The sequence below is a fragment of the Coprococcus intestinihominis genome, assembly GCF_040096555.1.
Lineage (GTDB): Bacteria > Bacillota > Clostridia > Lachnospirales > Lachnospiraceae > Coprococcus_A > Coprococcus_A intestinihominis.
The window spans coordinates 1-7,286 of the sequence record NZ_JBBMEK010000169.1; the positions used below are offsets into that span (position 1 = coordinate 1).

Sequence of the window (7,286 nt, forward strand, 5' to 3'; positions counted from 1 at the left end):
CTATGTGTCCGGTGTGGCCAATGATACGGAAAGCCAGGTGCTGACTGCATTTGTCAAGCAGTACTATGCTTCATCCCCTTTCGTTCCGTCTACATTAATGCTGCAGTATCCCTTAGATGACAGGGAGGTTATTCTGGAATGGCTGTCAGGGTGCAAAGGGCACAAGGTGCGTGAAGTGGTGCCGCAGCGCGGACAGAAAGAGCGTCTGGTGGAGCTGGCGGCTGAGAATGCGAGAAACGTGCTGACAAAGGACAGAGAGAAAATACGACTGGAAGAGGCAAGAACAACCGGTGCTGTGCGGGATCTGGCAGAGATGCTCGGTCTTCCGGCAGGTATCCGAAGGATGGAAGCCTTTGATATTTCCAATATCAGCGGTGTAGAGACTGTTGGCTCCATGATCGTATATGAAAACGGCAAGCCGAAGCGAAATGCTTACCGCAAGTTCAAAATCCGGACAGTCAAAGGACAGGACGATTACCGCTGTATGGAAGAGGTTTTGACAAGGCGTTTTCAGCATGGACTGGAAGAGACTGTGAGCGGGGAAGAAGGAAAGTTTTCGGATTTCCCGGATGTATTGATGATGGATGGTGGCAAAGGGCAGGTCAATGTGGCTTTAAAAGTGCTCAATCAGCTGCATCTGAAGATCCCTGTCTGTGGTATGGTCAAGGATGATCACCATCGGACACGAGGTCTTTATTATCAGCAGGTGGAACTTCCCATCGACACGCATTCTGAAATGTTCAAATTAATTACAAGAATGCAGGATGAAGCACATCGTTTTGCCATAGAATATCACAGACAGTTAAGAAGCAAGACCCAGGTACGTTCAGTGCTGGATGAGATTCCGGGCATCGGACCGGCCAGAAGAAAGGCACTGATGAAGTATTTCGGCAGTATAGAGAAAATACGTGAGGCGGATGAGGAAGAACTGATGAAAGCCGAAAGTATGAATGCGGGAAGTGCCAGAGCAGTTTATGCGTATTTTCATTGATGAAAATATAAAGATATGTTAAAATGAAGCGAAGATTGAAAAGAGACGGTCATTTGGACAGGAGTGGAGAGATAGAATGTACAATACCAGCAAAGGAAATTACAGTGTAAAACTGAACAAAGTCATTGAGAAGTTTAATTTGAAGAATCTGACACCTGAAGTGGATACAAAGAAGATCGTGATCAGACAGACAGATGTCAATCGTCCGGCCCTGCAGTTTGCGGGTTACTTTGAATATTTTGACTACAGCCGCATTCAGCTGATCGGCAAGGTAGAGTATTCTTATCTGAAGATGCATGATGATGATTATATCCGTGAGATGACAGAGAAGATTTTCAAAGCAGGTATCCCATGTATGATTTTCTGCCGTGGACTTGAGCCGCGTCCGCTTTTTATGGAGCTGGGCAATAAATACGGGGTTCCCGTGCTGGCTACAGATGACGGCACATCATCCTTTTTCTCAGAATTGAACCGTTTCCTGAAGATAGAGCTGGCACCGAGAATTTCCATCCATGGAGTTTTAGTGGATGTGTTTGGTGAGGGTGTTCTGATTACCGGTGAAAGCGGTATCGGTAAGAGTGAGGCAGCGCTGGAACTGGTTAAGCGCGGTCATCGTCTTGTATCCGATGATGTTGTTGAGATCAAGAAGACGAATAACGATGAGCTGATTGGCACAGCACCGGACATCACAAGATATTTTATTGAACTGCGCGGTATCGGTATTATTGATGTTAAGACGCTGTACGGTGTTCAGAGCGTTGAAGAAAGCCAGAGCATCAGTTTGATCATCAAACTGGAAGAGTGGGATCGTGAGCGTGAATATGACCGACTGGGTCTGGAAGAACAGTATGAAGAAATCCTTGGCAATAAAGTTGTCTGCCATTCGATTCCAATCCGTCCGGGGCGTAATCTGGCTATCATCGTAGAAACAGCAGCCATCAACCACAGACAGAAACAGATGGGTTATAATGCAGCACATGAATTGTATCGCCGTGTGACGGGCAACCTTCAGAAGAAACGTGAGGAAGACTAATGGATCAATTTTGTTTTGGTGTGGATCTCGGCGGTACCACTGTCAAGATCGGTTTATTTACAGTAGACGGAATGCTTCAGGAGAAATGGGAGATTCCGACAAGAACAGAGAATCAGGGCGCTGCTATTCTCAGTGATATTGCAGCGTCCATACAGAATAAGGTGGATGTACGTCATCTGACGAAGGAACAGGTGACAGGCATCGGTATTGGCGTTCCGGGACCGGTTCTGAATGAGAATAGGGTTCAGGGCTGCGTGAATCTCGGATGGGGGAATGTCTGCGTAGCAGACGAATTATCAGCATTGACAGGAATGAAGGTTAAAGCTGCGAACGATGCCAATGTAGCAGCCCTTGGAGAACAGTGGCAGGGCGGCGGCAAAGGCTATCAGAATATTGTGATGTTCACACTGGGAACGGGTGTCGGCGGCGGCATTATCCAGAATGGACAGATTGTATCAGGCGCCAATGGTGCAGCCGGTGAGATCGGACATATGGTGATCACAGAACCGGAGAATGTTGTGGGAACCTGCGGATGCGGCCATCAGGGCTGCCTTGAACAGATCGCTTCTGCGACAGGCATTGTCAATCTGGCAAAGAGACAATTGACAGAGTGTGATGAAGCAAGTATTTTGAGACAGTATGCCCCGCTGACAGCCAAGGATGTCCTGGATGCAGCTAAGGCAGGAGATGCCCTTGCATGCCGGGTGGCAGAGCAGATGATGCAGGCTCTGGGCCGTGCGGCAGCTTATATTGCCTGTGTCATGAATCCGGATGTATTTGTTATTGGCGGCGGTGTATCAAGGGCCGGTGAATATTTGACGGAAGGCATTCGGCGTTATTATCAGCAGTATGCGTTTCATGCATCTGCAGAGACGCCGTTTGTATTGGCATCATTGGGCAATGATGCGGGGATGACCGGTGCAGCAGGCATGGTCTGCAATTTTTAGAATGAATCATGATCAATCGATTGAAATAAAAGGATAAGAGGTTTATATGGATTTTTATCATAGATTATTGGAGGCAGCAGGCTCAGACCACGTTTTGAGAGATGAGCCTATGGCTGTGCATACCACATTCCGCATTGGTGGTCCGGCAGATTATTTTGTTGAACCAGCGGATGCATCTGCCCTGGCAAAGGGAATCGCTTTATGTCGTGAAGTGGATGTGGACTACTTTGTGACAGGTAACGGCAGCAATCTTCTGGTGGGAGACGGTGGCTACAGAGGTGTGATCTTTCATATTTGCCATACAATGGATCATATACAGTATGAAGAGCAGGAAGGAGAATTACTGGTTGAGGCAGGGGCAGGCGTGATGCTTTCCGGGCTGGCACGTCAGGTTTCTTCTATGGGATATACCGGTTTTGAATACGCTACCGGCATACCCGGAACACTTGGCGGCGGTGTTACCATGAATGCAGGTGCCTATGGCGGAGAGATCAGCGACAATATATTGTGGGCTGAACTGATGGATGAAACCGGTGCCATTCTGAAACTGGAGAAGGAACATCTGAAACTTTCTTATCGGCACAGTGTGATGATGGAGCATCCGTTAGTTGTTCTGAGAGCAGGTTTTTCCTTTAAGAAAGGTGATGCTGCGGCCATTTCAGACAGAGTCACGGAACTGTCACGCTTAAGAAGAGAGAAGCAGCCGTTGGAATATCCGAGTGCAGGCAGCACATTTAAACGGCCGGAGGGCTATTTTGCCGGCAAGCTGATCCAGGACTGCGGTTTAAAAGGCTTTCGTGTCGGCGATGCGGTTGTATCTGAGAAGCACAGTGGTTTTGTTATCAATGCAGGGCAGGCAACGGCGGCAGATGTGATGGCATTGATCCGTTATGTCCAACAGGAAGTGGAAGAGAAATTCCATGTCAGGATAGAGCCGGAAGTCAGACTGTTGGGAGAGTTTTAACCGAGGTGATAAGATGCGTTTTGTAATTGTAACGGGAATGTCGGGAGCTGGAAAGAGTTCAGTATTGAAGATGCTTGAAGATGCCGGGTACTTTTGTGTGGATAACCTTCCGGTGCCGTTGGTCTTGAAGTTTGCGGAGATCAGTTGGCATGAGGAGAATATGATGTCGAAAGTGGCACTGGGCATTGATATCCGAAGCAGAAATCATCTGAATATGTTGGAGGATGTTCTGAAATCGGTGCGTGATGAAGGCTATGATTATGAAATCCTTTTTATGGACTGCAAAGATGACAAACTGATTAAGCGCTATAAAGAGACAAGAAGAAATCATCCGTTGGCCGCAGGCGGAAGAATCGAGACAGCCATTGCTGAGGAGAGACAGCGCTTAAGTTTCCTGAAGAAACAGTCCGATTACATCATTGATACAAGCAACCTTCTGATTCGCGATCTGAAAAAGGAAATTCAGCATATTTTCGTTGAGGATAAGGATTACAGCAATTTCTATATTACATTGCTGTCATTTGGATTCAAATACGGCATTCCGGCGGATGCGGATCTTGTGTTCGATGTACGCTTCCTGCCGAATCCTTATTATGTGGATGAATTGAAGCATCAGACAGGCAATGACAAACCGGTGTATGACTATGTCATGAAATCAGAAGATGCCGGTATATTCCTGAAACAGTTGTATGATATGCTTGTTTTTCTGATCCCGCGTTATATTGCAGAGGGAAAGAACCAGCTTGTGGTGGCCATCGGCTGTACCGGCGGCAAGCATCGATCGGTGACAATAACCAATGCTTTGTACGAGAAAATGAAAGATCTGGAATACAGTTTCAAAGCAGAACACAGGGATGTAGACAGAGATGGACAGCATAAGAGCAGTCAGGTGAGGTAAGGCTATGTCTTTTTCCAGCAAAGTCAAAGAAGAACTTTCAAAAGAGTGCAATAGTCCGCGCCATTGCTGCATTGCGGAAACGGCGGCAATTATCAGTATGTGCGGCAAGGTGATTTTTGATGAAAAAGATCACGTTCGAATAGAAATTCATACAGAAAATGTAACCGTTGCAAGAAAGTACTTTACATTATTGAAAAAAACATATAATATAAATACGGATGTCTCAATCCGGCATAGTTCCGGTTTGAATAAGAACCGGTCCTATATTTTGTCTGTGAATGACGATGAAACAGCGAGAAAGATACTTATGACATGCAGGCTGATGAAGCCGTTTGGCGTGATTGAGGAAGATTTTTCCATATCAGACAGTTTGATTATTCAGAGAGAATGTTGCAAACGGGCATTTATCCGGGGCGCATTTCTGGCGGCAGGATCAGTCAGCGATCCGGTGAAGACCTATCATTTTGAGATTGTTTGCCTGAGTGAGGCAAAGGCGAAACAACTGCAGATGATTATGGAGACATTCAATATCAATGCAAGGGTCATCAAGAGAAGAAAGTATTTTGTTGTCTATGTAAAGGACAGCTCGCAGGTCGTTGATCTGCTGAATATTATGGGTGCCTATAATGCGTTGATGGATATGGAGAATGTGCGCATTGTCAAGGATATGCGCAACAACGTCAATCGTAAGGTTAACTGTGAAACAGCGAATATCAATAAGACTGTTTCAGCAGCTGTGAAACAGATTGAAGATATCAGATTCATTCAGATGTCGTCGGCTTTTGACGAATTACCGGAATCTCTCCAGGAGATGGCAGAATTGAGGGTTCGCTATCCTGAGGCGACACTGGCCGAGCTCGGACAGTTGTTGGACACACCGGTTGGAAAGTCAGGTGTCAATCACCGATTGAAGAAGATCAGTCTTTTTGCTGATGAACTTCGGGAACGACATCATCAATAGAGGTATTATCGAAAGGCGAGGTATATTTTATGATTTCAAAGAACATTACAATCAATATTCCTACAGATATGGAAGCGCGTCCTGTGGCTTTACTTGTACAGGTTGCAAGCCAGTTTGAAAGCAATATTTACGTAGAAGTTGAAGATAAAAAGGTGAATGCAAAGAGCATTATGGGTATGATGACACTTTCTATTGCGCCGGGTGAAGAAGTGACGATCATCACGAAAGGTGTCGATGAAGAAGAAGCGATGAACAAGATCGAAGAATACCTGACAACATCGAAATAAACATATTTTATTATATAAACATATTTTATTATAAAGATCGACAGGAAAGAGGCTGTTGTAAAACCGGTTCTCAAGCACAGCAGTATTGTGCGGGTGCTCGTTTTACAGCAGTCCTTTTTCGTGTCATGAAGATGAGTATGACCGCGAAAAAAACAGCTGCTTCGCGGTTGGGTGATAGACTATCAAGAGAAAGGAGAGTACGCATGGATTTTACACATTTGCACGTTCATACAGAATACAGTCTGTTGGATGGCTCCAATAAAATCAAAGAACTGATCGCCAGAGTCAAGGAACTTGGCATGGACAGTGTGGCCATCACAGATCACGGTGTTATGTATGGTGTGATTGATTTTTATAAGGAAGCACAGAAGCAGGGCATTCATCCGGTCATCGGCTGTGAGGTTTATGTGGCACCGGGTTCACGTTTTGACAAAAGCGGCAATATGAGCAGCAACAGATATCACCATCTGGTATTGCTTGCGGAGAATGATACCGGTTATCATAATCTGATGAAAATTGTATCCAAAGGTTTTACGGAAGGCTTTTATTATAAGCCCCGTGTAGATAAAGAACTTTTAAAAGAATATCATGAAGGCATCATTGCTCTCAGTGCCTGCCTGGCCGGAGAGATTCCAGATGCATTGAGAAAAGGCCTGTATCAAACGGCTTTGAATGCAGCACAGGAAATGTCAGAAATCTTCGGTGAAGATCATTTTTATCTGGAATTGCAGGATCATGGCATTCCGGATCAGAAAACGGTGAATCAGGGACTGCTTCGGCTGGCGAAAGATACAGGCCTTGAATTGGTGGCAACCAATGATATTCATTACACATTGGCCGAAGATGCTCAGGCGCATGACGTATTGCTGTGCATCCAGACAGGCAAGAAAGTGGCGGATACGGATAGAATGCGTTATGAGGGCGGTCAGTATTATGTCAAATCACCGGAAGAGATGGCATCGCTGTTCCCTTATGCCCGTGAGGCTATCGAGAATACGCACAAAATTGCCATGCGATGCCATGTGGATATCGAGTTCGGTCATTACAAACTGCCGGAATTTCCTGTGCCGGAAGGGTACGATTCATGGGAATATCTGCAGAAACTTGTCTGGGACGGTTTTTATGAAAGATATCCGCAGGCGGATGAGAAGCTCAAAGAGCGTGTCAGCTATGAATTAAATACCATCAAAACCATGGGATTCGTG

General features: G+C 45.7%; 8 protein-coding genes. All 8 read left to right on the forward strand.

Annotated features, from left to right (window positions below; translation table 11 throughout):
* Positions 1 to 991 (forward strand): helix-hairpin-helix domain-containing protein (locus WMO25_RS12360; RefSeq protein ID WP_349085544.1); only part of this gene is annotated, 991 nt, incomplete at its 5' end.
* Positions 992 to 1,067: 76 nt separating this feature from the next.
* Complete coding sequence (gene hprK / locus WMO25_RS12365; protein ID WP_117528198.1) at positions 1,068 to 2,024, forward strand: HPr(Ser) kinase/phosphatase; 957 nt, start codon at positions 1,068 to 1,070, stop codon at positions 2,022 to 2,024.
* Positions 2,024 to 2,971, forward strand: a complete 948-nt coding sequence (locus tag WMO25_RS12370; RefSeq protein ID WP_215689012.1) for an ROK family glucokinase — start codon at positions 2,024 to 2,026, stop codon at positions 2,969 to 2,971. Before hprK ends, WMO25_RS12370 begins: the two co-directional genes overlap by 1 nt.
* Before the next feature lie 46 nt (positions 2,972 to 3,017).
* Positions 3,018 to 3,935 (forward strand): UDP-N-acetylmuramate dehydrogenase, encoded by a 918-nt coding sequence (gene murB, locus WMO25_RS12375; RefSeq protein ID WP_349085547.1) that lies wholly within the window; start codon positions 3,018 to 3,020, stop codon positions 3,933 to 3,935.
* Between the two features lie 13 nt (positions 3,936 to 3,948).
* Positions 3,949 to 4,833, forward strand: a complete 885-nt coding sequence (rapZ, locus tag WMO25_RS12380; RefSeq protein WP_349085549.1) for an RNase adapter RapZ — start codon at positions 3,949 to 3,951, stop codon at positions 4,831 to 4,833.
* A 4-nt stretch (positions 4,834 to 4,837) separates the two neighbouring features.
* On the forward strand, positions 4,838 to 5,794 hold the full coding sequence (gene whiA, locus WMO25_RS12385; protein ID WP_349085550.1) for a DNA-binding protein WhiA: 957 nt from the start codon (positions 4,838 to 4,840) through the stop codon (positions 5,792 to 5,794).
* A gap of 29 nt (positions 5,795 to 5,823) precedes the next feature.
* Positions 5,824 to 6,081, forward strand: coding sequence for an HPr family phosphocarrier protein (locus tag WMO25_RS12390; protein WP_015512754.1), 258 nt, complete (start codon positions 5,824 to 5,826; stop codon positions 6,079 to 6,081).
* A gap of 203 nt (positions 6,082 to 6,284) precedes the next feature.
* On the forward strand, positions 6,285 to 7,286 hold a 1,002-nt coding region (locus WMO25_RS12395), incomplete at its 3' end, for a PHP domain-containing protein (RefSeq protein ID WP_349085552.1).